This is a genomic window from Escherichia sp. KTE96, assembly GCF_000408525.1.
In the GTDB taxonomy this organism is placed as follows: domain Bacteria; phylum Pseudomonadota; class Gammaproteobacteria; order Enterobacterales; family Enterobacteriaceae; genus Escherichia; species Escherichia marmotae.
In genome coordinates, this window is record NZ_KE137149.1 from 1,504,863 (window position 1) to 1,530,811 (window position 25,949).

Sequence of the window (25,949 nt, forward strand, 5' to 3'; positions counted from 1 at the left end):
AGTGAGCTGATTCACATTAATTGAGTTGCGCTCACTGTCCGGTTTCTAGTCGTGAAATTTGTCGCGCCAGTTGCATTAAAGAATCGGCCAATTCGCGGGGAGAGGCTGCTTGCGCGTTCGGAGGTTGCGTGGTTTTTCGTTTAACCAGTGACACGGGTAATAGCTGATTTCCCTTCACCGCCTGGCCCTGGGAGAATTGCAGCAAGCGATCCACGCTGGTTTGTCCCAGCAGGCGAAAATCCTGTTTGATGGTGGTGAGTGGTGGGATATAACACGAGCTATCTTCGGTATCGTCGTATCCCACAACCGAGATATCCGCACCGACGCGCAGCCCGGACTCGGTAATGGCGCGCATTGCGCCCAGCGCCATCTGATCGTTAGCAACCAGCATTGCGGTAGGGATGATGCCCTCATTCAGCATCTGCATGGTTTGCTGAAAACCCGATATTGCGCTCCAGTCACCTTCAAGCTCTGCTATTGGCTTAAGTTGATTGTGGCCGAGATATTTATGCCAGCCAGCCAGGCGCAGACGCGCCGAGACAGAACTTAATGGACCGGCTAACAGCGCGATTTGCTGGTGACCCAACTCGACCAGATGCTCCACGCCCAGCCGCGTACCGTCGTCATAGGAAAAAATAATACTGTTGACGGGTGACTTGTCAGAGGCGTCAAGAAACAAAACGGGCACGTTACCACAGGCGGCTTCCACAGCAATGGCATCTTGCTCATCCAGCGGGTAGTTGATGACAAGACCGCTGACGCGTTGCGCGAGAAGATTGTGTACCGCCGCTTTACAGGCTTCGACGCCGCTTCGTTCCACCATCGAGACTACGACGCTAGCTCCCAGTTGATCGGCGCGGGATTTTATTGCCGCGACAATTTGTGACGGTGCGTGCAGAGCCAGACTGGACGTGGCAACGCCAATCAGCAACGACTGTTTGCCTGCCAGTTGCTGTGCCACGCGGTTGGGAATGTAATTCAGCGCTGCCATTGCCGCTTCCACTTTTTCCCGTGTTTTCGCAGAAACGTGGTTGGCCTGATTCACCACGCGGGAAACGGTCTGATAAGACACACCGGCATACTCAGCGACATCGTATAGCGTTACTGGTTTCACATTCACCACCCTGAAATGACTCTCTTCCGGGCGCTATCATGCCATACCACGAAAGGTTTTGCGCCATTCGGCGGGGCTGACGCCGAAGTGAGATTTAAAATGCTGACGCCACGTCACAGGTGAGAGGAAGCCCACCTCAGCCGCTATCCGCTCAACGGGCAACTGACTGGAACCCAACAGTTCCTGGCTACGGCGTAAGCGTTCAGTGATGAGCCATTCAGCGATACTCGAACCGGTCGCTTTCATAAAATGGCGGGTTAGTGTGCGGCGACTCATCATTACTCGCTGCGCCAGCGAGTCGAGATCATGCTGTTGCGCAATGTTTTGCCGCAGGTAGTCCAGCAGGAGGTTGATGCGTTCATCATGGGTATTTTTCGGCACCGGTTGCTCAATAAACTGCGCCTGACCGCCGGTGCGATATGGCGGTACGACCATCCGTCGGGCAATGTGGTTAGCATAGTCGCTGCCAAAATGTTGCCGAACAATATACAAACAGCAATCCAGCGCCGCGGCAGTACCGGCAGAGGTAATAATGCCGTCATCGTCTACATACAACGCGTTAATATCCAGATGTGTTTCTGGAAAACGTGCCTGAAATTCACGTTCGAACTCCCAGTGCGTGGCTGCACGCTTATTTTTCAGTAAACCTGCATAGCCGAGCACAAACGTGCCCAGGCAAAGCCCGACAATCTGTGCCCCGTTATCCTGTGCGGTCGTTAAGGCTTCCAGCAGTTTTTGTGGCGGTTTTTGTGTAATTGTTCCCCAGTAAGGAATTATCACAATATCCGCTTGTATGACTGCGGTATAGTCATGGGTGGCGGTTACGGAAAACCCATCGGCAGAGTCCACGTTTCCCGGCTTTTCAGCGCAGATAATCACGTGAAAGCGTTTTTTTTTCGCCATTTTTTCGCTAAACACGATAAACGGTACGGAAAGGTGAAAAGGACTAAAACCGGCAACGGCGATAATGGCAACAGTCAGCGGGCGCATAACACTCTTTATCTCCGAATTAGAATGTCAACGTTTCACCATCTTCTGGTACGTTCACAAATTCGATAATTTGATTATCTCTGGCGTATTCTTTGAGCGCATCACGCGTCAGCAAACAGTGGTTTACGGCCTCCATATGTGTCGCGACAATTTGCGCTTCTGGCAGGGTAAAATGTGTTTTGAGAATATCTTCTGCTCCCATAATTATCGCACCATGCCCCAGAACATGCGCAAATCCGGCATTCAACACAACCACTTCTGGTTGGAAAGTTAGCATTGTAGCCTCGACGTCGTCACGCCAGAGGGTATCGCCAGCCAGATAGAGCGTTTTCTCTGTCGGATGCCGGAAAACAACGCCGCAGGCTGCGCCTAAACGCTTCGCCATAGCCGGGTCGGCATAGGTGCGATCGGAGCCGTGCTGCCCTGTCGTTTTATGCAGAGTTATATCGCCAAATTTAGTCTCGTCGGTAAGTACGGTAAGATGCGTAAATCCTTGTTTATGCAGTGATTCAGCATCTTGCTCATTTTGCACATAAATCAGTTTATCTTTGGGGACAACGCGGGAGGCTGTTTCGTCCCAGTGATCTTCATGCAAATGGGTCACGATTAGGGCGTCAACGTTGAGTAACGTTGTTAAATCACACGGTAATTCTACCGTTGGATTGCGGATTTCTGCGCGTGCCGTTCCGGCAAAACCCGGATAACTTCCTTTTGGCGCGAGTAACGGGTCGATAAGAAATGTTTTGCCAGCGTATTGGATAATTTGGGTGGCATTACGAATTTGAGTAATTTTCATGATTTGCTCCACATCACAGTATTGATGTCATTAGCGTAGCGTGCAGCCCGTACTGTGCATGTGGGCAAATGGGCGAATAACGATGAGAATGGGCCAAATTACACATTGACGTCGCTAGCGTAAATGCACGCCGCTTCGCCGTCCGGCCACCAGAATAGCCTGCGATTCCACACCTTCTTCGATCTGTTTTGCCACCCGTTGCAGTGCCGGAAGATGCTTTTCCGCTGCCTGTTCGATGGTCATTGCGCTCGCCATATACACCAGATTCAGACAGCCAATCACCCGTTGTTCACTGCGTAGGGGCACGGCAATGGAGGCGATCTTCTCTTCCTGATCCCAGCAGCGGTAGTTCTGTCCGTAACCCTCTTCGCGCGCGCGTGCCAGAATGGCTTCCAGCTTTAACGGTTCTCGTGCCAGTTGATAGTCATCACCGGGGCGGGCGGCTAACATTTCGATTAACTCCTTGCGTTCTTGTTCCGGGCAAAAGGCCAGCCAGGTCAGTCCTGAGGCGGTTTTCAGCAGCGGTAAACGTCGCCCGACCATCGCCCGGTGAAAGGATAACCGGCTGAAACGGTGGGTGGTTTCGCGTACTACCATTGCGTCAACATCCAGCGTGGACACATCTGTCGGCCATACCACTTCGCGCAACAGATCGCCCAGTAGCGGGGCCGCCAGTGCAGAAATCCATTGTTCGTCACGAAATCCTTCGCTTAATTGCCGCACTTTGATGGTCAGACGAAAACTGTCATCGGAGGTACTGCGGCGGACATATCCCTCTTCCTGCAGCGTTTCCAGCAGTCGCCGCACAGTGGTGCGATGTAGGCCGCTGAGCTCCGCCAACAGCCCGACGCTGGCACCGCCATCGAGTTTATTTAACATATTTAATAACATTAGACCGCGGGTTAAGCCGCGCACGGTTTTGTATTCCGTCTGCTCATCTTTCTGCATATTAATTGACATTTATATAGTTAAAACAACGTTGTGCACTTGGTGCACACTCAGACATGTTTTGATTGTAGCCGAAAACCCCCTTCCTATACTGAGCGCACAATAAAAAATCATTTACATGTTTTTAACAAAACGAGTTGCGCTGTACTGTGCGCGCAACGGCATTTTGTCCGAGTCGTGAGGTACTGAAATGGCAATACAACACCCTGACATCCAGCCTGCTGTTAACCATTGCGTTCAGGTGGCGATCGCTGGTGCCGGTCCGGTCGGGTTGATGATGGCGAACTATCTCGGCCAGATGGGCATTGACGTGCTGGTGGTGGAGAAACTCGACAAACTGATCGATTATCCCCGTGCGATTGGTATTGATGACGAGGCGCTGCGCACCATGCAGTCGGTCGGCCTCGTTGATAATGTTTTACCGCATACTACGCCGTGGCACGCGATGCGTTTCCTCACCCCAAAAGGTCGCTGTTTTGCCGATATTCAGCCAATGACCGATGAATTTGGCTGGCCGCGCCGTAACGCCTTTATTCAGCCGCAGGTCGATGCAGTGATGCTGGAAGGGTTGTCGCGTTTTCCGAATGTGCGCTGCCTGTTTTCCCGCGAATTGGAGGCCTTCAGCCAACAAGATGACGAAGTGACCTTGCATCTGAAAACGGCAGAAGGGCAGCGGGAAACCGTCAAAGCCCAGTGGCTGGTAGCCTGTGACGGTGGAGCAAGTTTTGTCCGCCGTACCCTGAATGTACCGTTTGAAGGTAAAACCGCACCAAATCAGTGGATTGTGGTGGATATCGCCAACGATCCGTTAAGTACGCCGCATATCTATTTGTGTTGCGATCCGGTGCGCCCGTATGTTTCTGCGGCTCTGCCTCATGCGGTACGTCGCTTTGAATTTATGGTGATGCCGGGAGAAACCGAAGAACAGCTCTGCGAGCCGCAAAATATGCGCGAGCTGTTAAGCAAAGTGCTGCCTAATCCGGACAACGTCGAATTGATTCGCCAGCGTGTTTACACCCACAACGCGCGGCTGGCGCAACGTTTTCGTATTGACCGCGTACTGCTGGCGGGCGATGCCGCGCACATCATGCCGGTATGGCAGGGGCAGGGCTATAACAGTGGTATGCGCGACGCCTTTAACCTCGCCTGGAAACTGGCGTTGGTTATCCAGGGGAAAGCTCGCGATGCGCTGCTCGATACCTATCAACAAGAACGTCGCGATCACGCCAAAGCGATGATTGACCTGTCGGTGACGGCGGGCAACGTACTGGCTCCTCCGAAACGCTGGCAGGGCAGCTTGCGTGACGGCGTTTCCTGGCTGCTGAATTACTTGCCGCCAGTAAAACGCTACTTCCTCGAAATGCGCTTCAAGCCGATGCCGCAATACTACGCCGGTGCGCTGGTACGTGAGGGCGAGGCGAAGCACTCTCCGGTCGGCAAGATGTTTATTCAGCCGAAAGTCACGCTGGAAAACGGTGACGTAACACTGCTCGATAATGCGATCGGCGCGAACTTCGCGGTGATTGGCTGGGGATGCAATCCGCTGTGGGGGATGAGCAACGAGCAAATCCAGCAGTGGCGCGCGCTGGGCACACGCTTCATTCAGGTGGTGCCAGAAGTGCAAATTCATATCGCGCAGGATAACCACGACGGAGTGCTGCGCCTGGGTGATATGCAAGGTCGCCTGCGTAGCTGGTTCGCACAACATAATGCTTCGCTGGTGGTGATGCGCCCGGATCGCTTTGTTGCCGCCATCGCCATTCCGCAAACTCTGGGTAATACGCTGAATAAACTGGCGTCGGTGATGACACTGAACCGCCCTGATGCCGACGTTTCTGTCGAAAAGGTAGCCTGATATGCACGCTTATCTTCATTGTCTTTCCCACTCGCCGCTGGTGGGGTATGTCGACCCGGCGCAAGAGGTACTCGATGAGGTCAATGGCGTGATTGCCAGTGCCCGCGAGCGCATTGCGGCTTTCTCCCCTGAACTGGTGGTGCTGTTTGCGCCAGATCATTACAACGGTTTTTTCTATGACGTGATGCCACCGTTCTGTTTAGGCGTCGGAGCGACGGCAATTGGTGATTTCGGCAGTGCGGCGGGAGAGCTACCCGTGCCTGTGGAGCTGGCGGAGGCTTGTGCGCATGCCGTAATGAAGAACGGGATCGATCTTGCCGTTTCTTACTGTATGCAGGTGGATCATGGGTTCGCCCAGCCGCTGGAGTTTTTGCTCGGTGGGCTGGATAAGGTGCCGGTCCTGCCTGTATTCATCAACGGCGTCGCCACGCCGCTGCCCGGTTTTCAGCGAACCCGAATGATGGGTGAAGCGATTGGTCGTTTCACCAGTAGTCTGAATAAACGCGTGCTGTTTCTTGGTTCCGGTGGGCTTTCCCATCAGCCGCCGGTGCCCGAACTGGCAAAAGCCGATGCCCATATGCGCGATCGTCTGTTGGGTAGTGGGAAATATTTGCCCGCCAATGAGCGCGAAATGCGCCAGCAACGGGTGATTAACGCCGCTGAGAAGTTTGTTGAGGATCAGAGAACTCTGCATCCGCTTAACCCGATTTGGGATAACCAGTTCATGACTTTGCTGGAGCAGGGACGCATACAGGAACTGGATGCCGTCAGTAACGAAGAGCTTTCCGCCATTGCCGGAAAGTCGACACATGAAATCAAAACCTGGGTCGCTGCTTTTGCCGCTATTTCTGCGTTTGGCAACTGGCGTAGCGAAGGGCGTTATTACCGCCCAATCCCGGAGTGGATTGCCGGATTTGGCTCGTTAAGCGCCAGAACACAGAACTGAATATGCAGGAGAAGATGATGAGTTATCAGCCACAAACCGAAGCCGCCACCAGCCGTTTTCTGAATGTAGAAGAAGCGGGTAAAACGCTACGCATCCATTTTAATGACAGCGGACAAGGCGACGAAACCGTTGTCCTGCTGCACGGTTCCGGCCCGGGGGCTACTGGCTGGGCGAACTTCAGCCGCAATATCGATCCGCTGGTAGAGGCGGGCTATCGGGTGATCCTGCTGGATTGTCCTGGATGGGGTAAGAGTGATTCGATCGTTAACAGTGGTTCGCGATCGGATCTCAATGCGCGCATCCTGAAAAGCGTCGTGGATCAACTGGATATCGGCAAAATCCACCTACTGGGCAACTCGATGGGTGGGCACAGTTCTGTTGCGTTTACTCTTAACTGGCCGGAGCGCGTCGGCAAACTGGTGCTGATGGGCGGCGGTACAGGTGGCATGAGTTTGTTTACGCCGATGCCAACTGAAGGCATTAAGCGACTGAATCAGCTTTATCGTCAGCCGACTATCGAAAACCTGAAGCTGATGATGGATATCTTCGTTTTCGATACCAGCGATTTGACCGACGCTCTGTTTGAAGCACGCCTGAATAATATGCTGTCGCGCCGCGATCACCTGGATAACTTCGTTAAGAGCCTGGAAGCCAATCCGAAACAGTTCCCGGATTTTGGTCCACGTCTGGCGGAAATTAAAGCGCAAACCCTGATTGTCTGGGGGCGTAACGACCGTTTTGTGCCGATGGATGCGGGGCTGCGTTTGCTGTCCGGTATCGCCGGTTCTGAACTGCATATCTTCCGCGACTGTGGTCACTGGGCGCAGTGGGAACATGCCGACGCTTTCAATCAACTGGTGCTGAATTTCCTCGCACGTCCTTAAGGAACGGTCATGACGAAGCATACTCTTGAGCAACTGGCGGCGGATTTACGCCGCGCCGCAGAGCAGGGCGAAGCGATTGCGCCGCTGCGCGATTTGATTGGTATTGAAAACGCGAAAGCCGCCTACGCGATTCAGCGCATCAATGTGCAACATGATGTCGCGCAGGGGCGTCGCGTTGTGGGGCGTAAAGTGGGACTGACGCATCCGAAAGTGCAGCAACAACTGGGGGTTGATCAACCGGATTTCGGAACATTATTTGCCGACATGTGTTATGGCGATAACGAAACCATTCCTTTTTCCCGCGTCTTGCAACCCCGCATTGAAGCGGAGATCGCACTGGTGCTAAACCGCGATTTGCCCGCGACCGATACCACGTTTAACGAACTGTATAACGCCATTGAATGGGTGCTTCCGGCGCTGGAAGTGGTGGGCAGCCGTATTCGCGACTGGTCGATTCAGTTTGTCGATACCGTGGCAGATAACGCCTCCTGCGGGGGGTATGTCATCGGCGGTCCGGCGCAACGTCCGGCAGGGTTAGACCTGAAAAACTGCGCTATGACGATGACGCGTAATAACGAAGAGGTTTCCAGCGGGCGCGGCAGCGAATGCCTGGGGCATCCACTTAATGCCGCCGTCTGGCTGGCACGCAAAATGGTCAGCCTGGGTGAACCGCTGCGCGCCGGAGATATCATTCTTACCGGGGCATTAGGTCCGATGGTGGCGGTAAATGCGGGCGATCGTTTTGAAGCCCATATCGAAGGCATAGGCTCAGTTGCTGCGACATTTTCAAATGCGGCCCCAAAAGGAAGTCTGTCATGAGTAAACGTAAAGTCGCCATTATCGGTTCTGGCAACATTGGTACCGATCTGATGATTAAAATTTTGCGTCACGGTCAGCATCTGGAGATGGCGGTGATGGTCGGCATTGACCCTCAGTCCGACGGTCTGGCACGTGCCAGACGTATGGGCGTCGCCACCACCCATGAAGGGGTGATCGGGCTGATGAACATGCCTGAATTTGCTGATATCGACATTGTCTTTGATGCTACCAGCGCGGGCGCGCATGTGAAAAACGATGCCGCTCTGCGCGAAGCGAAACCGGATATTCGCTTAATCGACCTGACGCCGGCTGCCATCGGCCCTTACTGTGTGCCGGTGGTTAACCTCGATGCAAACGTCGATCAACTGAACGTCAATATGGTCACCTGCGGCGGCCAGGCAACTATTCCGATGGTGGCGGCTGTTTCACGTGTGGCGCGTGTTCATTACGCCGAAATTATCGCTTCTATCGCCAGTAAATCTGCCGGACCCGGCACGCGTGCCAATATCGATGAATTTACGGAAACCACCTCGCGAGCCATTGAAGTCGTGGGCGGCGCGGCAAAAGGGAAGGCGATTATTGTGCTTAATCCGGCAGAGCCGCCGTTGATGATGCGCGACACGGTGTATGTATTGAGCGATGAAGCTTCACAAGATGATATCGAAGCCTCAATCAATGAAATGGCTGAGGCGGTGCAGGCTTACGTACCGGGTTATCGCCTGAAACAGCGCGTGCAGTTTGAAGTCATCCCGCAGGATACACCGGTTAATTTACCGGGCGTTGGTCAGTTCTCCGGTCTGAAAACGGCGGTCTGGCTGGAGGTCGAAGGCGCAGCGCATTATCTGCCTGCCTACGCAGGCAACCTCGACATTATGACTTCCAGTGCGCTGGCGACAGCAGAAAAAATGGCCCAGTCACTGGCGCGCAAGGCAGGAGAAGCGGCATGAACGGTAAAAAACTTTATATCTCGGACGTCACGTTGCGTGACGGTATGCACGCCATTCGTCATCAGTATTCGCTGGAAAATGTCCGCCAGATTGCCAAAGCACTGGATGATGCTCGCGTGGATTCGATTGAAGTGGCTCATGGTGATGGTTTGCAGGGTTCCAGTTTTAACTATGGTTTCGGTGCATATAGCGACCTTGAATGGATTGAAGCAGCGGCGGATGTGGTGAAGCACGCCAAAATCGCGACGTTGTTGCTGCCAGGAATTGGCACTATTCACGATCTGAAAAATGCCTGGCAGGCTGGCGCGCGGGTGGTGCGCGTGGCGACCCACTGCACCGAAGCTGATGTTTCCGCCCAGCATATTCAGTATGCCCGTGAGTTGGGAATGGATACCGTTGGCTTTCTGATGATGAGCCACATGACCACGCCGGAGAATCTCGCGAAGCAGGCAAAGCTGATGGAAGGCTACGGTGCGACCTGTATTTATGTGGTGGATTCTGGCGGTGCGATGAACATGAGCGATATCCGTGACCGTTTCCGCGCCCTGAAAGCGGTGCTGAAACCGGAAACGCAAACCGGCATGCATGCTCACCATAACCTGAGTCTTGGCGTGGCGAACTCTATCGCGGCGGTGGAAGAGGGCTGTGACCGCATCGACGCCAGCCTCGCGGGGATGGGCGCGGGTGCAGGTAACGCGCCGCTGGAAGTGTTTATTGCCGCCGCGGATAAACTGGGCTGGCAGCATGGGACCGATCTCTATGCGTTAATGGATGCCGCTGACGACCTGGTGCGTCCGTTGCAGGATCGTCCGGTACGTGTCGATCGCGAAACGCTGGCGTTGGGATACGCTGGCGTTTACTCCAGTTTCTTGCGTCACTGTGAAACGGCAGCGGCGCGTTACGGCTTAAGTGCGGTGGATATTCTCGTTGAGCTGGGCAAACGCCGGATGGTTGGCGGCCAGGAGGATATGATCGTCGACGTGGCGCTGGATCTGCGCAACAACAAATAATGATGACTGCCGACAACGTGCATTTTGTATGCCCATCCCAGGCATGATAAGACGCGTCAGCGTCGCATCAGGCATCTGTGCACGACTACCGGATGCGGCATGAACGCCTTATCCGGCCTACATTTCGCCCGGAGGCTGTCATTAAATGGTTCTGATTACGCGGTTGGCAATGCATCAGCCGCGATTCACCTGCACCCGCAACGAGGTTCATCTTATGTCGACTCGTACCCCTTTATCATCTTCATCCCGCCTGATGCTTACCATTGGGCTTTGTTTTTTGGTTGCCCTGATGGAAGGGCTGGATCTTCAGGCGGCTGGCATTGCGGCGGCAGGTATCGCCCAGGCCTTCGCACTCGATAAAATGCAAATGGGCTGGATCTTCAGCGCCGGAATACTCGGTTTGCTACCCGGCGCGTTGGTTGGCGGGATGCTGGCGGACCGTTACGGTCGTAAACGTATTTTGATTGGTGCAGTTGCGCTGTTTGGTCTGTTCTCGCTAGCGACCGCTATGGCATGGGATTTTCCCTCTCTGGTCTTTGCGCGGCTTTTGACCGGTATCGGGCTGGGGGCGGCGTTGCCGAATCTCATCGCCCTGACGTCTGAAGCGGCAGGGCCACGTTTTCGCGGGACGGCGGTGAGCCTGATGTATTGCGGTGTCCCCATTGGCGCGGCGCTGGCGGCTACGCTGGGTTTCGCTGGAGCAAATTTAGCCTGGCAGACGGTATTTTGGGTAGGCGGTGTGGTGCCGTTGATTCTGGTGCCGCTGTTAATGCGTTGGCTGCCGGAGTCGGCGGTTTTCGCTGGTGAAAAACAGGCCGCGCCGCCGCTGCGTGCGTTATTTGCGCCAGCCACGGCAACCGCGACCCTACTGTTGTGGTTGTGTTATTTCTTCACGCTGCTGGTGGTCTACATGTTGATCAACTGGCTACCGCTGCTTTTGGTGGAGCAAGGATTCTTGCCGTCGCAGGCGGCAGGGGTGATGTTTGCACTGCAAATGGGGGCGGCAAGCGGGACGTTAATGTTGGGCGCATTGATGGATAAGCTGCGTCCAATGACCATGTCGCTACTGATTTATAGCGGCATGTTAGCTTCGCTGTTGGCGCTGGGAACGGTGTCGTCGTTTAGCGGTATGTTGCTGGCGGGGTTCGGCGCTGGGTTGTTTGCGACAGGTGGGCAAAGCGTTTTGTATGCGCTGGCACCGTTGTTTTATAGCACGCAGATCCGCGCAACCGGTGTGGGAACCGCCGTGGCGGTTGGGCGTCTTGGAGCAATGAGTGGTCCGTTGCTGGCCGGGAAAATGCTGGCCTTAGGTACCGGCACGGTCGGCGTAATGGTAGCTTCTGCACCGGGCATTCTTGTTGCTGGGTTAGCGGTGTTTATTTTGATGAGCCGGAAAACACGAATGCAGGCGTGCACTGATGCCTGACGCGCTTTATCAAGCAGGGGAGAAAGGGACTTCCCCCAATACACCCACGGCGTTTACAGGTATACTCGCTAAAAATTATTCATCGGGTTTGGAAACAAAGATGGCAAAACTTACCTTACAGGAGCAGTTGCTCAAAGCGGGATTAGTCACCAGCAAAAAAGCAGCGAAGGTTGAGAGAACGGCGAAAAAATCGCGTGTTCAGGCGCGTGAAGCGCGGGCGGCGGTAGAAGAAAATAAAAAGGCACAGCTTGAGCGCGATAAACAACTTAGCGAACAACAAAAACAAGCGGCGTTAGCGAAAGAATATAAAGCCCAGGTGAAGCAGCTCATTGAAATGAATCGTATCACCATTGCCAATGGCGATATCGGTTTTAACTTCACTGACGGTAATCTGATTAAGAAGATTTTTGTCGATAAGCTTACGCAAACGCAGTTGATTAATGGACGCCTGGCGATTGCCCGATTGCAGGTCGATAACAATAGCGAAAGTGAATATGCGATTATTCCGGCAAGCGTTGCCGATAAGATCGCCCAGCGCGATGCCAGCAGTATCGTATTACACAGCGCACTCAGCGCTGAAGAGCAGGATGAAGAAGATCCGTATGCCGATTTCAAAGTGCCTGATGATTTGATGTGGTGATAATACCAAAGGCTAAATTGCCTTATAAGGCATTCACGCCGCATCCGGCAATTGCACACAGATGCCTGATGCGACGCTTGCACATCAGGTCATCTTACGTTTGTCATCAGTCTCAAAAGAAAACGCGACTCCCCGCCCGAACCGGACGGGGTAAAACCAGCGGGAAATTAGTAACGAATTACGGTTCGAATGGATTTGCCTTCATGCATCAGATCAAAGGCGTTATTAATTTCATCCAGGCTCATGGTATGAGTGACAAACGGTTCCAGGTCGATATCACCTTTCATCGCATCTTCAACCATCCCCGGTAACTGAGAACGACCTTTTACGCCGCCAAACGCGGAACCCTTCCATACGCGACCGGTGACTAACTGGAATGGACGGGTTGAGATTTCCTGACCGGAACCCGCGACACCGATGATCACCGATTGGCCCCAGCCGCGGTGAGCACTTTCCAGCGCCGCACGCATCACGTTGACGTTACCGATGCACTCAAAGGTATGGTCGATGCCCCATTTGTTGATATCCAGCAGGACATCTTTAATCGGTTTGTCGTGGTCGTTCGGGTTAATGCAGTCGGTGGCACCGAAGCGACGCGCCAGATCGAATTTCTTCGGGTTTGTATCGATAGCAATAATTCGTCCTGCTTGCGCCTGACGAGCGCCCTGAACAACCGCCAGACCAATTGCGCCAAGCCCAAACACGGCAACGGAATCCCCTGACTGGACTTTTGCGGTGTTGTGTACCGCGCCAATTCCGGTGGTTACGCCACAGCCCAGCAGACAGACGTGTTCATGGTTTGCTTCTGGATTAATTTTTGCCAGAGAAACTTCCGCGACTACGGTGTATTCACTGAATGTAGAGCACCCCATGTAGTGATAAAGTGGCTGCCCGTTGTAAGAAAAGCGCGTGGTGCCATCTGGCATCAGGCCTTTGCCCTGGGTTTCGCGAACGGCGACACAGAGGTTGGTTTTGCCGGAACGACAGAACTCACACTCGCCGCACTCTGCGGTGTAAAGCGGAATCACATGGTCGCCAGGTTTAACGCTGGTCACGCTCTCACCGACTTCAACCACGACGCCAGCCCCTTCGTGACCGAGAACCACCGGGAATACACCTTCTGGATCATCGCCAGAGAGGGTAAAAGCGTCGGTATGGCAGACGCCGGTATGGGTGACTTTAATCAGCACTTCACCTTTTTTCGGTGGTGCGACGTCAATTTCAACGATTTCCAGCGGTTTACCGGGCGCAAATGCAACGGCAGCACGTGATTTCATATCTCGTTCTTCCTCAATAAGGTAAATAGGTTCAGCTACTTAAGATAGGTGCGAACCAATTCAATAGTGTCGTCAACGGATTGGCTGACTTCGCGGCTGTAGCAGTCATTTCGGTCAAACGTTTCCCGGATATGGCTTTCAAGCACTTCTGCCATTAGCCCGTTAGCCGCGCCCCGAACGGCGGCGATCTGTTGGAGTATGGCACGGCATTCGGCATCACCCTCCAGCGACCGTTCCAGAGCATCAATCTGCCCCCGAATACGACGAACTCGAGTAAGAACCTTTTTCTTCTCTTCCGGAGTACTGGGCATTTCGCACCTCATCATCTGCACGCAATATACTATAGGGGGGTATGTTATGAGTCAATGCATACCCCCCTATAGTATATAACATTGGCGAATAAAATTTATCTGCTGAATATGAGAGATATCTGGAGAAAATGAAGAGGAAAGTGTTTGTGCGCTAATCAAGTGAGATTGCCGCCCCGGGAAGTGGGCGGCGGAAGGAATCAGAATTTCCAGGTCAGATGGGCTGCGAGTTGCAGACCGTTATAATCATCGGTTGGTGTGTCGTACCACACTTTACCTGCCGTCAGCCCCAGATTAAGTTGTTCTGTCAGCGGCTGGATACGTTGCAAGCTTACGCTCTTCATGCTGCCGTAGCGCGTCTCTGGCGTCCAGTCATAGGTGTAAGCGCCTGTTCCGCGGCTTAGCCAAAGCTGGGTATAGCCACCGCCGCGCGGATCATTCAGGCGCACGGAAATCATATTGCTGTAACTGCCACCTGCATCGCTGGAGTCATAATGAGTATAGCGATAGCTGGTGATCACCGGGCCAGTATAGAGCGATACGCCGCCTTGCCAGGCATCGACTTCAACATCATCATAATATTTAGTGTAGCGATAACCGGTCGTGAACAGCGTTTTTGGCAGCAGGGCCAGGTTAATATCCTGACGAAAATCCTGGCGAGCAAAGACCGGCGTATTATCTGCAAAGGCAATACCCGTTCGGGTTGTCAGCCAGTTATTCCATTTGTACCAGACAGCCCCCTGACCGCGTGTGGCATTGAAATGTTCAGTTTCATAATCACGACGTCCCTGGGAAAGATTAAAAAGCAGCGTTGCGTTTTCAACTTTCGCCACCAGTTCAGCATACGCCAAATTACGGTTACCGTGATCGCCAGAATAATCGGTAAAATCGTAGCCTGCGGTAATGGAAGTTAACCCGGCACAAGCAGGAAATGCACTAAAAATTGCCGCTGCTAATAACGTCCGTTTTATCATTTTAATCTCCTGTACGGATAAGTTCTTGCCGGAGTGAATAACTTCCGGTAGGTAAATTACGTTCTACAATCACACGCGGGCCAAGTTGTGTGTTCGGGGAAATAATTCGTCCTGGCAATATAATAACCTGCACGCCAAGACGTGAACGTTGTCCAATATAACACCCTAATTTATCGCATCCGGTAGCGATAATACCTTCTGGAGTGTGCACAGACACTGGCTGTTCATCCAGACGATGATTACTGGTACGCACTTGTGCGCCCAAATATGCCAGGCTTGCAATTACCGAGTCGGCAATAAAACATTGCGGTCCAATCATTGCTTCCGATTCAATAACTGCATTTTTTATTTCAGTAGCAAAACCAATTTTTACACCATTGCTGATTACTGTGCCTGGGCGAATAAATGCATAATTACCTATCAGACAGTTTGCGCCAATCACTACTGGTCCCTGAATAACTGCGCCGTGGCAAATACGTGTATTCGCGCCGATAATAACCTCACCAGCACTTTCATCAATAATCACATGGTCTGCAATCTGAATATTTTTCTCTTTAACATTAAGCTTCAGATAGCTTTTCAGTTCCGGTGACAGAAGGTTGGGAGTAAGCGATTGGCGCTTCCACCAGTGCGGAATAACGTGTAGGTTTGTCGCGTTGAGGCTCGCGTCCAGTAAAAAAGGCAATAAGTCCATAAATAATCCAGATGGCATAAGCTAATAATACATACACAACGGAAAGTGGCGCTAAAGGCACCAACAACCAGCAACGATGAAACCAAGCGCTAAAAGCACCAATAACACAAACTACGCCGACCCAGATAAGCGGAAACATTGCCAATACCACGCCATGTGGCCCGGTGGTGATGAATTCATTAAACCAGGTAGCGAGATAAATTCCAACGCCATAAAGCACAACCAAAAGCATAGGAAATATACTGAAGATGCCGAAACGGCTAAATAAAAGCTTTTTATGCAGGCGCATACAGACGGCATAGCCCACAATCCAACGCCGCCAGCGTCGCCATTCATCAAGTGGATTATTGCACTCTTGTGGGTAAACGATGCAGCGATTCGCCTGACGAATGCGGTAACCATTGGCGACCAACGTCCAGGTGAGGTCAAGATCTTCAACTTTCGTTCGGTCCGAAAAACCGAATTTACGCAATACATCAGTACGGAACATCCCGCACGCACCGCTGATAATAAACGGTGCGCCGCCCAGGAGTTGCTGTAGCGTGCGTTTCATAATGATCATCGGCAACTTTACGGTCGCGCGGATGTGCGGCAACAGGCCTGCGCCTTTCAAGGCTGTCGAGGGAATGCCGCCTACGGCGTCATCGCCGTGCTCAATTTCCGCCAGCATATACCCCATGCCATTTTTATCTGGAGGGACGTAAGTATCGGCATCGCTTAAAAAAACCTGGTCACATGTGGCGTAGTTGAGGCCGTTCATTAGAGCACCGCCTTTGCCGGTGTTTTTTTGTGTAACAGCAACAAACCTATCGCCCCATTTGCGTTTGACTTCCGCCATTACTGCTTCTGTGTTATCCGTAGAGCCGTCGTTAACGCAAATCACACGGCAAAAATAAGGGTTGCGCAGTAGATTTTCCAGCGACTGTGCCAGACAAGGGCCTTCGTTATAGGCAGGAATAATTGCGTCAATACAGCCTTTCTTTTGGCTGGGCTTACGCCTTAACGTACTCAAAAACCATAGCAATATTGCGACGGCCATAAATATAAAGATCCAGGTTTTCATTTTATCTGCTCAAAGAATCATTTTATGAATAACAAAGCCTTCACCCAGATCGCTATTGACCTGTTGTCCGCGAAATTGTGCAACAGCACGTAAACGTTCATGACGCATATAATCACGTTGCTCCTGGCTTTTATGTTTTTTTAATGCTGCAAGTTTGACGGTGAAATATTCTTCTTTCACGGATTCAAAAACCTGGGGCATAAATGAAAGCCAGGTGCTTGGGGTTTCATAGCCGAGAATTTGTGGAATAGTGCGGCAGGCAACCATTGACGCCTGATAAACTGCCAGATGATCCTGATGGCGGTCAGCATCATGCATGGTATATACCCGTATGATTTCTACATCAGAGGGAATTTGATTTTTAATAATATCTTCCAGGGAAGAAATCATATCATTGAGTTGCAGATGTGTACGGGTGTCTGCAAAATTAAGATGAATAGTTTGCTGACAACCCAACATCTTTAATGCTTCGCGAGATTCTTCACAACGATCGATGACATCGCTAACACCCGAATTGCCGGCAGTCATGACAACAGCAGTGATATAAATTCCTTTCTGCGAAAGACGAGCAAGCGATGCACCACAACCTAATTCTATATCGTCAGGATGTGCGCCAATCGCAAGGATACCTTTCCTCTTTTCTGCTGAAGAATGCAACGCAGAATTTAAAACCTTGTCCAATTCATGACACTCCATTTTAATTATTATGCTGAAAGCGCGGCGAATGCAGAGCTGCAATCCTCTGCAACATACTCAGATGTTAAAAATGGCACGCTGTAAAAAAGAATAATCCTGAGAACGGGGTTATTTAATGCCCGGAGGGCCGTAAGCGGTATAAGTTTGAATTGTGTGTGTCATATGTTAACTGTTTGTGTGTTTTGTGAATGTGTTTATATTTTTTATATATTGTATTTAGATGTGATTTAGTTTGTCAATTAATTGCATTTAAAAAATATCTTCTGTGAAAAACTGGTTTTTACATTCGCATTATGAATGAATTTGTATGATAAAGTGGTTTCTATGCTTTGCATTATATAAAATTAGAATGATATATGTATTTGTTATTGGTTTACTTAGTCAGTAGGTTGGAGAAATAAAGTAGCGTAGTTCGAATTTTTATTCGTATATAAAAAGAAATATGGCATTACTTTGTAGGGAAACGGTTAGCAAATGCATAACTAATCTATCGTTTGCCGTTTTTTTGCTAAGAATAAAAACATATTGCCCATAATGATTAATTCTTTTAATAAATGTCTTTACCCGCGAATACTGCACCCATAACAAGACAGGGGAGCAGATAATTATGACAATTTCATCGCGTAACACACTTCTTGCCGCACTGGCATTCATCGCTTTTCAGGCGCAGGCGGTGAACGTCACCGTGGCGTATCAAACCTCCGCTGAACCGGCGAAAGTGGCTCAGGCTGATGGCACCTTTGCCAAAGAGAGCGGGGTGACCGTGGACTGGCGTAAGTTTGACAGCGGAGCCAGCATTGTGCGGGCGCTGGCTTCTGGCGATGTGCAAATCGGCAACCTCGGCTCCAGCCCATTAGCGGTGGCTGCCAGCCAACAGGTGCCGATTGAAGTCTTTCTTTTAGCCTCAAAACTGGGTAACTCCGAAGCGCTGGTGGTGAAGAAAACCATCAGCAAACCGGAAGATCTGATTGGCAAACGTATCGCCGTGCCGTTTATCTCCACCACGCATTACAGTCTGCTGGCGGCGCTGAAACACTGGGGCATAAAACCCGGACAAGTGGAAATTGTGAACCTGCAGCCGCCCGCGATTATCGCCGCATGGCAACGGGGAGATATTGATGGTGCTTATGTCTGGGCACCTGCGGTTAACGCCCTGGAAAAAGACGGCAAGGTGCTGACCGATTCTGAACAGGTCGGCCAGTGGGGCGCGCCGACGCTGGATGTCTGGGTAGTGCGTAAAGATTTTGCCGAGAAATATCCGGAGGTAGTGAAAGCGTTTGCTAAAAGCGCTATCGATGCCCAGCAACCGTATATTGCTAATCCTGACGCGTGGCTGAAACAGCCGGAAAATATCAGCAAGCTGGCGCGCTTAAGCGGCGTGCCGGAAGGCGATGTACCAGGGCTGGTGAAGGGGAATACCTATCTGACGCCGCAGCAACAGACGGTAGAACTGACCGGGCCGGTGAACAAAGCGATCATCGATACCGCCCAGTTTTTGAAAGAGCAGGGCAAAGTTCCCGCCGTGGCGAATGATTACAGCCAGTTTGTCACCTCGCGCTTCGTGCAATAAAAGGAGGCGCGAATGCTGCAAATCTCTCATCTTTACGCCGATTATGGCGGCAAACCGGCGCTGGAAGATATCAACCTGGCGCTGGAAAACGGCGAATTGTTGGTAGTGCTGGGGCCGTCCGGTTGCGGCAAAACTACCTTGTTAAATTTGATAGCTGGTTTTGTGCCTTATCAGCACGGCAGCATTCAACTGGCGGGCAAGCGTATTCAGGGACCGGGGGCTGAGCGCGGCGTGGTTTTTCAGAATGAAGGATTGCTGCCGTGGCGCAATGTGCAGGATAACGTGGCGTTTGGCCTGCAACTGGCGGGGATGGAGAAAACGCCACGTCTGGAAATCGTGCGCCAGATGCTGAAAAAAGTAGGTCTGGAAGGCGCAGAAAAAAGATATGTCTGGCAGCTTTCCGGTGGTCAGCGTCAACGGGTGGGAATTGCCCGCGCGCTGGCGGCTAATCCTCAGTTGTTATTACTCGACGAACCGTTTGGCGCGCTGGATGCCTTTACCCGCGACCAGATGCAAACCTTACTGCTGAAACTCTGGCAGGAGACCGGCAAGCAGGTGCTGTTGATTACCCACGATATAGAAGAAGCGGTGTTTATGGCAACTGAACTGGTTCTGCTTTCATCCGCTCCTGGTCATGTGCTGGAGCGGTTGCCGCTCAACTTCGCCCGCCGCTTTGTTGCGGGGGAGTCGAGTCGCAGCATTAAGTCTGATCCACAGTTTATCGCCATGCGCGAATATGTCTTAAGCCGCGTATTTGAGCAACGGGAGGCGTTCTCATGAGCGTGGTCATTAATGAAAAACTGCATTCGCGTCGGCTGAAATGGCGCTGGCCGCTCTCAGGTCGGGTGACTTTAAGCATTGGCACGTTAGCCGTTTTACTTTCTGTATGGTGGGCAGTGGCGGCGCTGCAACTGATTAGCCCGCTGTTTTTACCACCGCCGCAGCAGGTGCTGGAAAAACTGCTCACCATTGCCGGGCCGCAAGGATTTATGGACGCCACACTTTGGCAGCATTTGGCAGCCAGCCTGACGCGCATTTTGCTGGCGTTACTTGCGGCGGTATTGATCGGCATTCCGGTCGGGATCGCGATGGGGATAAGCCCGACGGTGCGCGGCATTCTTGATCCGGTAATCGAACTGTATCGCCCGGTGCCGCCGCTGGCCTATTTGCCGCTGATGGTGATCTGGTTTGGTATTGGTGAAACCTCGAAGATCTTACTGATCTATCTGGCGATTTTTGCACCGGTGGCGATGTCGGCGCTGGCGGGAGTGAAAAGCGCGCAGCAGGTTCGCATTCGTGCCGCGCAGTCGCTGGGCGCAAGCCGTGCGCAGGTGCTGTGGTTTGTTATTCTGCCTGGTGCGCTGCCAGAAATTCTCACCGGAATACGTATTGGTTTGGGGGTGGGCTGGTCTACGCTGGTGGCGGCGGAACTGATTGCAGCGACGCGTGGTTTGGGCTTTATGGTTCAGTCTGCGGGGGAGTTTCTTGCGACTGACGTGGTACTGGCGGGGATTGCGGTGATCGCGATTATCGCCTTTCTTTTAGAACTGGGGTTGCGCGCGTTACAGCGCCGCCTGACGCCCTGGCATGGAGAAATACAATGAGTGAACGTCTGAGCATTACCCCGCTGGGATCGTATATTGGCGCACAAATTTCGGGTGCCGACCTGACGCGTCCGTTAAGCGATAACCAGTTTGAACAGCTTTACCATGCGGTGCTGCGCCATCAGGTAGTCTTTCTGCGTGAACAAGCCATTACGCCGCAGCAGCAACGCGCGCTGGCCCAGCGTTTTGGCGAGCTGCATATTCACCCTGTTTATCCTCATGCCGAAGGGGTTGAGGAGATTATCGTATTGGATACCCATAACGATAATCCGCCAGATAACGACAACTGGCACACCGATGTGACGTTTATTGAGACGCCACCCGCTGGGGCGATTCTGGCAGCGAAAGAGTTGCCCTCGACCGGCGGTGACACGCTATGGACCAGCGGTATTGCAGCGTATGAGGCGCTTTCAACTCCCTTCCGCCAACTGTTGAGCGGGCTGCGTGCGGAGCATGATTTCCGTAAATCGTTTCCGGAATACAAATATCGTAAAACCGAGGAGGAACATCAACGTTGGCGCGAGGCTGCTGCGAAAAATCCACCGTTGTTCCATCCGGTGGTGCGTACGCATCCGGTGAGCGGTAAACAGGCGCTGTTTGTTAATGAAGGTTTTACTACGCGAATTATCGATGTTAGCGAGAAAGAGAGCGAAGCGTTGCTGGGCTTTTTATTCGCCCATATCACCAAACCGGAATTTCAGGTGCGCTGGCGCTGGCAGCCAAATGACGTGGCGATTTGGGATAACCGTGTGACTCAGCACTATGCGAATGCTGATTATCTGCCGCAGCGGCGGATTATGCATCGGGCGACAATTCTCGGGGATAAACCGTTTTATCGGGCAGAGTAAGGTGAAGTGCCGGGTAGGGATTACCCGGCATCCATGGTCATTAACGCAGAATTTTTTTCTCAGCCAGATCCAGCGCAAAGTAGCTGAAAATCAGATCCGCGCCCGCACGCTTAATTGAACCTAAGCTTTCGAGCACCACTTTCTCTTCATCTATTGCACCTGCCAGCGCGGCGAACTTAATCATCGCGTACTCACCGCTGACCTGATACGCACCAATCGGCAATTCAGTACGTTCACGCAGTTCACGCACGATGTCGAGGTACGCTCCGGCTGGTTTAACCATCAGGCAGTCTGCGCCCTGGGCTTCATCCAGCAGTGACTCACGAATCGCCTCGCGACGGTTCATTGGGTTCATCTGGTAACTTTTGCGGTCGCCTTTTAATGCGCTTCCGGCAGCTTCGCGGAACGGGCCATAAAAGGAGGAGGCGAATTTAGTCGAATACGACATGATCGCAGTATCTTTAAAACCTGCGGCGTCCAGCGCCTGGCGAATTGCCTGCACCTGACCGTCCATTGCAGCGGAAGGGGCGATGAAGTCTGCACCCGCAGCAGCAGCAACTATCGCTTGTTTGCCTAAATTTTCCAGGGTTGCGTCGTTGTCGACGCCGTGATCGCACAGCACTCCGCAGTGACCGTGAGAAGTGTATTCACAGAAGCAGGTGTCTGACATGACGATCATTTCTGGCACGGTCTGCTTGCAGATGCGTGACATACGCGCCACCAGACCATCTTCCCGCCAGGCATCGCTGCCCGTTTCATCGGTATGGTGAGAAATGCCGAAAGTCATTACGGAACGAATGCCGGCGTTGGCGATGCGTTCTATTTCGCGTGCCAGATGTTTCTCTGGAATGCGCATCACGCCTGGCATGGCTTCAACGGCTTTGTAGTCGTCAATTTCTTCTTCAACAAAGATCGGCAACACCAGGTCGTTAAGGCTAAGTGTTGTCTCTTCAAACATGGCGCGCAGCGCAGGAGATTTGCGCAGGCGACGAGGGCGTTGGATTAAGTCTGTCATGGTCTGCCTGATGTTTGTGGAATTAAGGTGCACAGTATACCTGAAGCGGGGCAGGAGTGTTTTACGAAAGTTGTCGCGATGTTGTTAAGAAGGGAATGAAAGAGAGGCCATGACATCTTTTTAATAGAAATAGCAATAATTTCATATTCATTGAAAATATTTTTAATTTTTATTTATAGCTATTGGTTATTGTTTTTGGTTATTTGATTGCACTGTCAAAAACAGAATGATTAAAAGTTATTTTGGTTATTGATACATTATTTGTCTGATTTGTTTTTGTAATATATTGCAAAGTGTATGAGTTAAAATTAAGGCCATCATTAACATATTGAAATACTGCGTTTTTATCTATTTTTGTAATAAGTGTGCACGTGTGATTTATATATGTCCACATTCGGGCTTAGGGGAAAGAATAATTGAACCATTCGTCTGTAACGCAGCATAATCGTTAGCGCGAAACATAATATGTTTTCTATGCATTGATAATTGATGGATCAACTTATTACGTCCCTGAGGAGGGATGACAAATGCACTCCTGGAAAAAGAAACTTGTAGTATCACAATTAGCATTGGCTTGCACTCTGGCTATCACCTCTCAGGCTAATGCAGCGACCAACGATATTTCTGGTCAAACTTACAATACTTTCCATCACTACAATGACGCCACCTATGCTGATGACGTTTACTATGATGGTTATGCAGGCTGGAACAACTACGCAGCTGACAGCTATTACAACGGCGATATTTATCCCGTCATCAATAAAGCTACCGTTAATGGCGTAATCTCTACCTACTATCTGGACGATGGTATTTCTACCAATACCAACGCCAATAGTCTGACAATCAAAAACAGCACTATCCACGGTATGATTTATTCCGAGTGCATGACAACTGATTGTGTTGATCGTGCGGATGACTACTACCATGATCGTCTGGCGCTGACTGTTGATAATTCAACAATCGACGACAACTACGAACACTATACTTATAACGGCACCTACAATAATGCCGCTGATACTCATGTTGTAGACGTTTATAACATTGGTACTGCCATTACTCTGGATCAAGAAGTTGATCTGTCCATCTCTAATAACTCTCACGTGGCAGGTATTACGCTGACTCAGGGTTATGAGTGGGAAGATATTGACGACAACACGGTCAGCACTGGCGTAAACAGCAGTGAAGTGTTTAATAACACTATTACTGTTAAAGATTCTACCGTGACCTCAGGTTCATGGACTGATGAAGGAACTACTGGTTGGTTTGGTAATACCGGTAATGCCAGTGATTACAATGGTAATGGCTGGAACGCTGATGATATCGCATTAGCCGTTATTGCACATCCTGATGCTGATAACGCCATGCAGACTACTGCAACATTCGATAACTCCACGCTGATGGGCGATGTGTTCTTCTCAAGCAACTTTGATGAGAACTTCTTCCCACATGGCCGTGATAGCTATCGTGATGCTGACGGTGATGTAGATACTAACGGTTGGGATGGTACTGATCGTCTGGATCTGACCCTGAACAATGGCAGCAAGTGGGTTGGTGCAGCAATGTCTGCGCATCAGGTTGGTGTTGATACTGATAGTGATGGTGTAAATGACTCTTATACCTATGGTGTCAATACCGAAGCTACTGCAACTCTGATCGACATCGCTGCTAATAGCCTGTGGCCTTTATCAACGGTTGGTGTAGAAAACATCGACTCTGAATACAGCGAATTTGATCACATCATCGGTAACGAAGTTTACCAGAGCGGTCTGTTCAATGTGACTCTGAACACTGGTTCACAGTGGGATACCACCAAAACTTCTCTGATCGATACTCTGAGCATCAACAGTGGTTCAACTGTTAATGTTGCTGATTCAACGCTGATTTCTGACTCTATCTCTCTGACAGGTCTTTCTGCGCTGAACATCAACGAAGATGGTCATGTTGCAACTGATTCACTGACTATCGACAACAGTACCGTAACCATCTCTGATGAAGTTTCTGCTGGTTGGGCTGTAGGTGATGCAGCTCTGTATGCGAACAACATCAAAGTGACTAACGACGGTATCCTGGATGTTGGTAACACTGCGGCGAATGCTCTTCAGGTTGATACACTGAACCTGACCAGCACCACTGATACCAGTGGCAACATTCATGCTGGTGTATTCAACATCGAAAGCAACCGCTTCGTACTTGATGCAGACTTGACCAACGACCGTACCAACGACACTACCAAGTCAAACTACGGTTATGGCGTAATCGCAATGAACTCTGATGGTCACCTAACCATTAATGGTAACGGCGATAACGATAACACTGCTTCTATCGAAGCTGGTCAGAACGAAGTTGATAACAGCGGTGACCATGTTGCCGCTGCAACCGGTAACTACAAAGTTCGTATCGACAACGCTACTGGTGCTGGTTCAATCGCTGACTACAACGGTAACGAGCTGATTTACGTTAACGATAAAAACAGCAATGCTACCTTCTCTGCTGCTAACAAAGCTGACCTGGGTGCTTACACCTACGAAGCCCGCCAGGAAGGTAACACCGTTGTTCTGCATCAGACCGAGCTGACCGACTACGCGAACATGGCGCTGAGCATTCCGTCTGCAAACACCAATATCTGGAACCTGGAACAAGACACCGTTGGTACTCGTCTGACCAACTCTCGTCATGGCCTGGCTGATAACGGTGGCGCGTGGGTAAGCTACTTCGGTGGTAACTTCAACGGCAACAACGGCACCATTGACTACGATCAGGATGTTAACGGCATCATGGTCGGTGTTGATACCAAAATTGACGGTAATAACGCTAAGTGGATCGTCGGTGCGGCTGCAGGCTTCGGTAAAGGTGACATGAATGACCGTTCTGGTCAGGTGGATCAAGACAGCCAGTCTGCCTACATCTACTCTTCTGCTCGCTTCGCGAACAACATCTTTGTTGATGGTAGCTTGAGCTACTCTCACTTCAACAACGATCTGTCTGCAACCATGAGCAACGGTACTTACGTTGACGGTAGCACCAACTCTGACGCGTGGGGCTTCGGTTTGAAAGCCGGTTACGACTTCAAACTGGGTGATGCTGGTTACGTAACACCTTACGGCAGCGTTTCTGGTCTGTTCCAGTCTGGTGATGACTACCAGTTGAGCAACGACATGAAAGTTGACGGTCAGTCTTACGACAGCATGCGTTATGAGCTGGGTGTAGATGCAGGTTATACCTTCACTTACAGCGAAGACCAGGCTCTGACTCCGTACTTCAAACTGGCTTACGTCTACGACGACTCTAACAACGATAACGATGTGAACGGCGATTCCATCGATAACGGTACTGAAGGGTCTGCGGTACGTGTTGGTCTGGGTACTCAGTTCAGCTTTACCAAGAACTTCAGTGCCTATACCGATGCTAACTACCTCGGTGGCGGTGACGTAGATCAAGACTGGTCCGCGAATGTGGGTGTTAAATATACCTGGTAATATTCTTCATTCTGAAGAAATAGGTAATTTAATCTAAATAATGCCCGTC

Annotated in this window: 24 protein-coding genes; 13 read left to right on the forward strand and 11 right to left on the reverse strand. The window is 51.3% G+C overall.

What is annotated here, in order from left to right; all coding sequences use genetic code 11:
* Window positions 1-31 precede the first annotated feature (31 nt).
* The 4 genes from A1WG_RS07395 to A1WG_RS07380 all read right to left on the reverse strand — a co-directional run bounded on the left by A1WG_RS07395 (window position 32) and on the right by A1WG_RS07380 (window position 3,848).
* A complete protein-coding gene (locus A1WG_RS07395) occupies window positions 32-1,114 on the reverse strand; it encodes a LacI family DNA-binding transcriptional regulator (RefSeq protein WP_024191842.1) in 1,083 nt (360 codons plus the stop codon).
* A gap of 36 nt (window positions 1,115-1,150) precedes the next feature.
* Window positions 1,151-2,104 (reverse strand): OI-19-encoded virulence regulator OvrA, encoded by a 954-nt coding sequence (locus A1WG_RS07390; protein WP_016242601.1) that lies wholly within the window; start codon window positions 2,102-2,104, stop codon window positions 1,151-1,153.
* 19 nt (window positions 2,105-2,123) lie between these two features.
* The gene (locus tag A1WG_RS07385) at window positions 2,124-2,900 is read right to left on the reverse strand and encodes an MBL fold metallo-hydrolase (protein ID WP_001515843.1); all 777 of its coding nucleotides are present in this window, start codon (window positions 2,898-2,900) and stop codon (window positions 2,124-2,126) included.
* Window positions 2,901-3,014: 114 nt separating this feature from the next.
* On the reverse strand, window positions 3,015-3,848 hold the full coding sequence (locus tag A1WG_RS07380) for a DNA-binding transcriptional regulator (RefSeq protein ID WP_001515844.1): 834 nt from the start codon (window positions 3,846-3,848) through the stop codon (window positions 3,015-3,017).
* 190 nt (window positions 3,849-4,038) lie between these two features.
* Between A1WG_RS07380 and A1WG_RS07375 the strand changes: the two genes are divergently transcribed.
* The 8 genes from A1WG_RS07375 to A1WG_RS07340 all read left to right on the forward strand — a co-directional run bounded on the left by A1WG_RS07375 (window position 4,039) and on the right by A1WG_RS07340 (window position 12,375).
* Window positions 4,039-5,703, forward strand: coding sequence for a bifunctional 3-(3-hydroxy-phenyl)propionate/3-hydroxycinnamic acid hydroxylase (locus tag A1WG_RS07375; protein WP_001515845.1), 1,665 nt, complete (start codon window positions 4,039-4,041; stop codon window positions 5,701-5,703).
* A gap of 1 nt (window position 5,704) precedes the next feature.
* Window positions 5,705-6,649 (forward strand): 2,3-dihydroxyphenylpropionate/2,3-dihydroxicinnamic acid 1,2-dioxygenase, encoded by a 945-nt coding sequence (gene mhpB / locus A1WG_RS07370; RefSeq protein ID WP_000543454.1) that lies wholly within the window; start codon window positions 5,705-5,707, stop codon window positions 6,647-6,649.
* Window positions 6,650-6,666: 17 nt separating this feature from the next.
* A complete protein-coding gene (gene mhpC / locus A1WG_RS07365; protein ID WP_000121912.1) occupies window positions 6,667-7,533 on the forward strand; it encodes a 2-hydroxy-6-oxonona-2,4-dienedioate hydrolase in 867 nt (288 codons plus the stop codon).
* A 9-nt stretch (window positions 7,534-7,542) separates the two neighbouring features.
* Window positions 7,543-8,352, forward strand: a complete 810-nt coding sequence (gene mhpD / locus A1WG_RS07360; RefSeq protein ID WP_001515846.1) for a 2-keto-4-pentenoate hydratase — start codon at window positions 7,543-7,545, stop codon at window positions 8,350-8,352.
* The gene (gene mhpF / locus A1WG_RS07355; RefSeq protein ID WP_001515847.1) at window positions 8,349-9,299 is read left to right on the forward strand and encodes an acetaldehyde dehydrogenase; all 951 of its coding nucleotides are present in this window, start codon (window positions 8,349-8,351) and stop codon (window positions 9,297-9,299) included. The genes mhpD and mhpF overlap by 4 nt, the downstream gene beginning before the upstream one ends.
* Window positions 9,296-10,309 carry a 4-hydroxy-2-oxovalerate aldolase gene (mhpE, locus tag A1WG_RS07350; protein WP_001515848.1) on the forward strand — a complete coding sequence of 338 codons (1,014 nt, stop codon included), beginning with the start codon at window positions 9,296-9,298 and terminating at the stop codon, window positions 10,307-10,309. The genes mhpF and mhpE overlap by 4 nt, the downstream gene beginning before the upstream one ends.
* A 214-nt stretch (window positions 10,310-10,523) precedes the next feature.
* Window positions 10,524-11,735 (forward strand): 3-(3-hydroxy-phenyl)propionate transporter MhpT, encoded by a 1,212-nt coding sequence (mhpT, locus tag A1WG_RS07345; protein ID WP_024191843.1) that lies wholly within the window; start codon window positions 10,524-10,526, stop codon window positions 11,733-11,735.
* 100 nt (window positions 11,736-11,835) lie between these two features.
* A complete protein-coding gene (locus A1WG_RS07340; RefSeq protein ID WP_024191844.1) occupies window positions 11,836-12,375 on the forward strand; it encodes a DUF2058 domain-containing protein in 540 nt (179 codons plus the stop codon).
* 167 nt (window positions 12,376-12,542) lie between these two features.
* Here the strand turns inward: A1WG_RS07340 and frmA are convergent, their stop codons facing one another.
* The 6 genes from frmA to A1WG_RS07310 all read right to left on the reverse strand — a co-directional run bounded on the left by frmA (window position 12,543) and on the right by A1WG_RS07310 (window position 17,372).
* The gene (gene frmA / locus A1WG_RS07335; RefSeq protein ID WP_001515851.1) at window positions 12,543-13,652 is read right to left on the reverse strand and encodes an S-(hydroxymethyl)glutathione dehydrogenase; all 1,110 of its coding nucleotides are present in this window, start codon (window positions 13,650-13,652) and stop codon (window positions 12,543-12,545) included.
* A 35-nt stretch (window positions 13,653-13,687) separates the two neighbouring features.
* Window positions 13,688-13,963 carry a formaldehyde-responsive transcriptional repressor FrmR gene (gene frmR / locus A1WG_RS07330; protein ID WP_001515852.1) on the reverse strand — a complete coding sequence of 92 codons (276 nt, stop codon included), beginning with the start codon at window positions 13,961-13,963 and terminating at the stop codon, window positions 13,688-13,690.
* A gap of 197 nt (window positions 13,964-14,160) precedes the next feature.
* Window positions 14,161-14,934, reverse strand: coding sequence for a YaiO family outer membrane beta-barrel protein (locus A1WG_RS07325; protein WP_000596077.1), 774 nt, complete (start codon window positions 14,932-14,934; stop codon window positions 14,161-14,163).
* 1 nt (window position 14,935) lies between these two features.
* Complete coding sequence (locus A1WG_RS07320) at window positions 14,936-15,529, reverse strand: LbetaH domain-containing protein (RefSeq protein ID WP_233432062.1); 594 nt, start codon at window positions 15,527-15,529, stop codon at window positions 14,936-14,938.
* Window positions 15,495-16,691, reverse strand: a complete 1,197-nt coding sequence (locus A1WG_RS07315; protein WP_001515854.1) for a glycosyltransferase family 2 protein — start codon at window positions 16,689-16,691, stop codon at window positions 15,495-15,497. The genes A1WG_RS07320 and A1WG_RS07315 overlap by 35 nt, the downstream gene beginning before the upstream one ends.
* A 9-nt stretch (window positions 16,692-16,700) precedes the next feature.
* Window positions 16,701-17,372 carry a PIG-L deacetylase family protein gene (locus A1WG_RS07310; RefSeq protein WP_001515855.1) on the reverse strand — a complete coding sequence of 224 codons (672 nt, stop codon included), beginning with the start codon at window positions 17,370-17,372 and terminating at the stop codon, window positions 16,701-16,703.
* Window positions 17,373-17,994: 622 nt separating this feature from the next.
* On the opposite strand from A1WG_RS07310, the gene tauA reads away from it, so the two are divergent.
* Genes tauA through tauD form a run of 4 tightly spaced genes read left to right on the forward strand, consistent with a single transcriptional unit; the run spans window position 17,995 to window position 21,409 of the window.
* Window positions 17,995-18,957, forward strand: coding sequence for a taurine ABC transporter substrate-binding protein (tauA, locus tag A1WG_RS07305; protein ID WP_001515856.1), 963 nt, complete (start codon window positions 17,995-17,997; stop codon window positions 18,955-18,957).
* A gap of 12 nt (window positions 18,958-18,969) precedes the next feature.
* Complete coding sequence (gene tauB, locus A1WG_RS07300) at window positions 18,970-19,737, forward strand: taurine ABC transporter ATP-binding subunit (protein WP_001515857.1); 768 nt, start codon at window positions 18,970-18,972, stop codon at window positions 19,735-19,737.
* Window positions 19,734-20,561 (forward strand): taurine ABC transporter permease TauC, encoded by an 828-nt coding sequence (gene tauC / locus A1WG_RS07295; protein WP_001515858.1) that lies wholly within the window; start codon window positions 19,734-19,736, stop codon window positions 20,559-20,561. Before tauB ends, tauC begins: the two co-directional genes overlap by 4 nt.
* Window positions 20,558-21,409 carry a taurine dioxygenase gene (tauD, locus tag A1WG_RS07290; RefSeq protein WP_000004076.1) on the forward strand — a complete coding sequence of 284 codons (852 nt, stop codon included), beginning with the start codon at window positions 20,558-20,560 and terminating at the stop codon, window positions 21,407-21,409. Before tauC ends, tauD begins: the two co-directional genes overlap by 4 nt.
* A 40-nt stretch (window positions 21,410-21,449) precedes the next feature.
* On the opposite strand, the gene hemB is transcribed toward tauD, so the two are convergent.
* Window positions 21,450-22,424 (reverse strand): porphobilinogen synthase, encoded by a 975-nt coding sequence (hemB, locus tag A1WG_RS07285; RefSeq protein WP_001515859.1) that lies wholly within the window; start codon window positions 22,422-22,424, stop codon window positions 21,450-21,452.
* A 527-nt stretch (window positions 22,425-22,951) separates the two neighbouring features.
* Between hemB and ehaB the strand changes: the two genes are divergently transcribed.
* Window positions 22,952-25,900 carry an autotransporter adhesin EhaB gene (ehaB, locus tag A1WG_RS07280; protein ID WP_000556449.1) on the forward strand — a complete coding sequence of 983 codons (2,949 nt, stop codon included), beginning with the start codon at window positions 22,952-22,954 and terminating at the stop codon, window positions 25,898-25,900.
* Window positions 25,901-25,949: the final 49 nt, after the last annotated feature.

Excerpts from the sequence above, each read along its gene's own strand:
- A1WG_RS07390 (WP_016242601.1), bottom strand. The coding sequence starts at position 2,104 with ATGCGCCCGCTGACTGTTGCCATTATCGCCGTTGCCGGTTTTAGTCCT.
- A1WG_RS07385 (WP_001515843.1), bottom strand. The coding sequence starts at position 2,900 with ATGAAAATTACTCAAATTCGTAATGCCACCCAAATTATCCAATACGCT.
- A1WG_RS07380 (WP_001515844.1), bottom strand. The coding sequence starts at position 3,848 with ATGCAGAAAGATGAGCAGACGGAATACAAAACCGTGCGCGGCTTAACC.
- A1WG_RS07375 (WP_001515845.1), top strand. The coding sequence starts at position 4,039 with ATGGCAATACAACACCCTGACATCCAGCCTGCTGTTAACCATTGCGTT.
- mhpB (WP_000543454.1), top strand. The coding sequence starts at position 5,705 with ATGCACGCTTATCTTCATTGTCTTTCCCACTCGCCGCTGGTGGGGTAT.
- mhpC (WP_000121912.1), top strand. The coding sequence starts at position 6,667 with ATGAGTTATCAGCCACAAACCGAAGCCGCCACCAGCCGTTTTCTGAAT.
- mhpD (WP_001515846.1), top strand. The coding sequence starts at position 7,543 with ATGACGAAGCATACTCTTGAGCAACTGGCGGCGGATTTACGCCGCGCC.
- mhpF (WP_001515847.1), top strand. The coding sequence starts at position 8,349 with ATGAGTAAACGTAAAGTCGCCATTATCGGTTCTGGCAACATTGGTACC.
- mhpE (WP_001515848.1), top strand. The coding sequence starts at position 9,296 with ATGAACGGTAAAAAACTTTATATCTCGGACGTCACGTTGCGTGACGGT.
- mhpT (WP_024191843.1), top strand. The coding sequence starts at position 10,524 with ATGTCGACTCGTACCCCTTTATCATCTTCATCCCGCCTGATGCTTACC.
- A1WG_RS07340 (WP_024191844.1), top strand. The coding sequence starts at position 11,836 with ATGGCAAAACTTACCTTACAGGAGCAGTTGCTCAAAGCGGGATTAGTC.
- frmA (WP_001515851.1), bottom strand. The coding sequence starts at position 13,652 with ATGAAATCACGTGCTGCCGTTGCATTTGCGCCCGGTAAACCGCTGGAA.
- frmR (WP_001515852.1), bottom strand. The coding sequence starts at position 13,963 with ATGCCCAGTACTCCGGAAGAGAAGAAAAAGGTTCTTACTCGAGTTCGT.
- A1WG_RS07325 (WP_000596077.1), bottom strand. The coding sequence starts at position 14,934 with ATGATAAAACGGACGTTATTAGCAGCGGCAATTTTTAGTGCATTTCCT.
- A1WG_RS07315 (WP_001515854.1), bottom strand. The coding sequence starts at position 16,691 with ATGAAAACCTGGATCTTTATATTTATGGCCGTCGCAATATTGCTATGG.
- tauA (WP_001515856.1), top strand. The coding sequence starts at position 17,995 with ATGACAATTTCATCGCGTAACACACTTCTTGCCGCACTGGCATTCATC.
- tauB (WP_001515857.1), top strand. The coding sequence starts at position 18,970 with ATGCTGCAAATCTCTCATCTTTACGCCGATTATGGCGGCAAACCGGCG.
- tauC (WP_001515858.1), top strand. The coding sequence starts at position 19,734 with ATGAGCGTGGTCATTAATGAAAAACTGCATTCGCGTCGGCTGAAATGG.
- tauD (WP_000004076.1), top strand. The coding sequence starts at position 20,558 with ATGAGTGAACGTCTGAGCATTACCCCGCTGGGATCGTATATTGGCGCA.
- hemB (WP_001515859.1), bottom strand. The coding sequence starts at position 22,424 with ATGACAGACTTAATCCAACGCCCTCGTCGCCTGCGCAAATCTCCTGCG.
- ehaB (WP_000556449.1), top strand. The coding sequence starts at position 22,952 with ATGCACTCCTGGAAAAAGAAACTTGTAGTATCACAATTAGCATTGGCT.